This is a genomic window from Aquabacterium sp., assembly GCF_014378415.1.
Taxonomy (GTDB): domain Bacteria; phylum Pseudomonadota; class Gammaproteobacteria; order Burkholderiales; family Burkholderiaceae_C; genus Aquabacterium.
Window position 1 is genome coordinate 1 of record NZ_JACMNS010000065.1, and the last position, 3,715, is coordinate 3,715.

The window sequence follows — 3,715 nt, forward strand, 5'->3', positions numbered from 1 at the left end:
CGCACCATTGGCAGCAGTGCGGCCATCCGGGCCGACCACGATGGCGGTTTGCATGCCCAGCGCAGTGGGACGCGGCCGTGGGCGCAGGCCCGTGCCATCGAGCAACACGGCGCGCCAAGGCACGTTGCGGCGCAGGGCCTGAAACTGGCAGGCGAAACCGGTCTCGGCCGCTTGCTGTTGCAGGTTTTGGGTATCCACCAGCGCCTGGTCGACCGACATGCTCAATTGAAGCAACTCGGGGGGCAGCTCGGCCCGACCCAAGGTCTTCATGATCTTCTCGCTGAACTCTTTGGGCAGGTTGTTGACGCCATAGGCGTCCACGGCGTGCACGAAGAACTCCTTGTCTTGCGCGCTCAAGCCAAAGCTGGCCAGCGGGTCGAGCGTGGATTGCGTGACGGCCATCCAGGTGCCCGCGCGCAGGGTGCGCACGGTGCCACGGCCCAACCAGGTCTTGAAGCGGGCTTCGTGGGCTTCTTGTATAAACGTGGCCGCGAACTGGGCCTCGGTCTGGTTGCTGAAAATGTGATCGCCGGTGGGGTCGTAGCTGGTGAGCCAGTTTTGCAGGCTGGTGGCTTGTTCGCCGCCCCATTGGTGGTGCGTGGGCGCCTCAAACGTGATGGCACGGTTGCTCACGTAGTCCCAGCCTTGCAACACGGTGGCGGTGGTGCCGATGCGGCGGATGGCGGCCATGGCCTGGATGCTGTCTTGCGCTTCCTGGCTGCTGCTGCGGTGAAAGCGGATGCCTTGGCCGCCCACGCTGCTGGCGCTGACCTGGTCTTGCGGCTGCTGGGCGCTGCGGGCGAAGAACACCACGGTGTGGCCACCCGGTGCGGCTTCGTCTTCTTGCACCCGGTAGCACAGGCCTTCTTCCACCAACAGGCGGCTGACGAAATCGAGGTCGCTTTCGCGGTACTGCACGCAGTAGGCGCGCTGGCCGCCGTTGCGGGCGAACAGGCCTTGCGCCACGTGGCTGGCCACGTCGTCGTCCCACTGCCAGGCGGCGATGGACGCGTGGTCGGCGAACACGTCTTCCACGATCTCGATGAGGGACTTGTCTTGCCAGACGCGGCTGGTGAGCGTGTGGCCCAAAAGGGCGATCCACGGTTGCACCAGCAAGCCCTTGCGGGCCAGGCCGCCGTCGGCTTGCAGCGAATCGGCGCTGACGACGTAGCCACTGCGGCGCGCGCGGCTGCCGTCGGCCAACGTGGTGTGCAAGGTGATGGGGCGCGCGCAGAGCTGCTTGAGCGGCACGTGGGGGTTGAGCACCAGGGCGTTGATGTACAAGGCAAAGGGCTGGGAGACGGCCTCGTGCAGCACGAAGCTTTCGACCATCAGGTCGGCGGGCAGTGCGCTTTCCTCACCACCGGGTGCTGACAGCGTGTAGAGGCGGGCCTCGGTGCCCCATTGGCCAATGACCGCGGCCAATGCGCGGCCGATCTCAGACTTGATTGAATCCAGACCCATGAGGGCTTCCCTGACTTTGTTTTATGGGGGCAAATGCAGGGGGGATTTTCATGCCTTGAAGGCGCGGTGCAAGGCCCTCTGACGGGTGGCGGTGTAACGAGTTGAAACTCGCGGCCGCGATCAGCTTGCCCATCTGATCGCTCCCATTTGTTGAAAAAATTGATTGCCAGCCTGGGCGTCTACCCGGAGGTTGAGGCGGCCTGGACACTGGAAGCGGACTGATACGAAGCTGAGCTTGAATCAGGTGAGGCCGTCTCCGTTTCTGGGCCCGAAGTAGTTGCCCGACTGAGAGCAAGGCTGGCGCGTTGACGACTCCAGTCGTTAATTTTTTGGTGCTAAGTGTTTGATTCGTAATGATTTTCAATGTAAATTCATCAAACATTGATTTTCATTGAAATGAACGCATCTTCATCGAGCTATCACCTGATCAGGCGCGGCAGTACACCGCCATGCCGTTTCGTGGCTCGATGATGTTGCGCCATGTCAATGGTGCGCAATACATAATCCGCACCACGGACAGTGGTGGGGAGACCTCATTGGGGCGCCTGGGCTAGATAACGGCGATATGGTCGATAACTTTATGAACAAGAAGAAGTCGGCAGCCCCAGGAAGTGGCACACCACATTGAACACGCAGGGCATCAGCATGGAGATTGCTGATAGGTCCTGCCACCCTTCGGCGTTGTCTACATTGCTCGCTGCTGCTGAAGCTTGATGCGCCATCAACAACCCAAGGTTAAAACAGTCCGTCTTGACGGCGCGCGGTGCCCCTCCCTACGGCTTACTTGCACGGGAAGGGAAAGCGGCCATCACCTGCGTTGCCGGGGCGGTCATGGGCGAGAATGGCGTTTGAATTTCCTAGCCTCAAAGGCCAAGCACAATCCTGTCGTAATTTCACGCGGCACCCGCTTCTGCATGCTTGGACTAACTTTGAAACACTGCGGATGATCAGCGCACTCAAAACCGTCAGAAAGACCTGGAAATTCCGCTTGGCCACGGCACTGGCCGCACGCGTTGCACCACTGGGCACACTGGCCACACCGGCCGAGCTCGACCACCTGATTGACTTACAAACAGCGTATTGGTACCAACAGCCCCCATTGACCGGGGCGGCGGCTGACCAGGCCCTGCGTGACCTGAACGCCCGGTCCAGCAGCGTGTTTATATTTGAAGTTCGTGGCAAGCGGGTTCGCATCTGGGACAAGCCTGCGTTTGCATTTCCTGCCGAGCAAGAGGCGCTACGCAAGCACGAGCAACGCAGCTTTGGCGTGCGTGCCCTGCTGTACCAGGCCTTCTTCGAGGCGGTGCTTGTGCGTTGTCAGTCGCTGCCAGCAATCAATTTTGCGTTGGACCTCGCCGACATCCCGCAAGTTACTGCCGACCTGCCCATTTTCGGCTTTCAAAAATACAAAGGAGCCAACAACCTGTTATTGCCGGACGTGGATTTTTTTCACGCCAAGTGGTACCGACACGATCACGATACCCTGCCCTACGACGACAAGACCTGCAGTGCGTGCTTCGTAGGGTCTTCTACTGGCGGGTCGATCACGGTTGACAGCATTGACCAGCTCAGCGTGCCCCGTTTACGCGCTGCAGCGTACTTTCAAGGTAGTTCGAACGTTTTTTTCCGCATCGCCAATGCCGTACATTGCGACTCCGATCAAGCCAAATCTCTGCTCATGCGCCAGCCCTACTTTTGCGCCCCTGTTGAGTGGAACAGGCAATTGCAACATCGGCTCATTATCTCCATGGACGGTAACGGTGCCGCCTGCTCGCGGCTGGTCAAAGGGCTGCGCAGCAACAGCGCGGTCGTCAAGTTTGATTCGCCCTACGAGCTCTACTACTTTCCAGCGCTCAAGCCAGGCTGTGACCACCTAGTGGCCGAAACCGAAACCGACTTGCAATGTATCGTTGCTCAAGAACTGGCCAAACCAGGTACCTTCAAGCCGGTCGCGCTGGCAGGGCAGCAGTTTGCTGCTAAGTACCTGTCGATCCGAAGCGTCATGGACTACACGGCACGCTTGCTGGGCGCCTACGGGCGCCTGCAGGGCTAGCTAGTTGCATCAATCCTCCATGTCTGCACGGTAAAATATAGTATTGATGAAGGTGTCCCCCCTGAGTCAGACTAGTTGTCGCTCCCTTGAATTTGTGGATAACCCACATAGGAGCGCCACCCATGAAAAGAAATCGACATTCCAAAGAATTTGAAAACCAGGCTTTGATCAAGGTGCGAGAGCGCGGAGACAGGAGCG

General features: G+C 59.4%; 2 protein-coding genes. One reads left to right on the plus strand and one right to left on the minus strand.

Translation table 11 applies throughout. The annotated features are described in order from the left end of the window. Nucleotides 1–1,464, minus strand: a 1,464-nt coding sequence (locus H7225_RS06585; RefSeq protein ID WP_290660071.1) for a type VI secretion system Vgr family protein, incomplete at its 3' end; no start/stop codon positions are given. Nucleotides 1,465–2,407: 943 nt separating this feature from the next. On the opposite strand from H7225_RS06585, the gene H7225_RS06590 reads away from it, so the two are divergent. Beyond that, nucleotides 2,408–3,517 carry a glycosyl transferase family 90 gene (locus H7225_RS06590; RefSeq protein WP_290660073.1) on the plus strand — a complete coding sequence of 370 codons (1,110 nt, stop codon included), beginning with the start codon at nt 2,408–2,410 and terminating at the stop codon, nt 3,515–3,517. Nucleotides 3,518–3,715 lie beyond the last annotated feature (198 nt).